Origin of the sequence: Bacillus sp. SIMBA_074 (assembly GCF_046534555.1) — a bacterium.
Taxonomy (GTDB): Bacteria; Bacillota; Bacilli; order Bacillales; family Bacillaceae_G; genus Bacillus_A; species Bacillus_A mycoides.
The window spans coordinates 1-252 of sequence record NZ_JAWRYM010000917.1; the positions used below are offsets into that span (position 1 = coordinate 1).

General features: G+C 40.1%; 1 pseudogene. It reads right to left on the reverse strand.

Going from position 1 to position 252, the window contains the following annotated elements:
• A pseudogene (locus SB773_RS33445) lies at nt 1-252 on the reverse strand (cation-transporting P-type ATPase); the annotation flags it as partial.

Here is a 252-nt window from a genome sequence, read left to right on the forward strand (position 1 = left end):
GTCATAAGGGTGTGCATATCAAAACGAAGTCTGGCAAGATTTTTCAACCCATTGAAAAATAATGAATATCCTCCAACTATGATTGCAGCCGCATAACCGATTATCGGCATGATGCCTCCATCAACATATTGCTTATCCAATATCCAACTGATAAGCAGAAGGATAACCGAGAACACCACTTTAATATTTTCTTTTTGCTTCCAAATTAGTTCCCTTTGCGTCACCTGTTCCTGTTCATCCCGGATTCTCAGG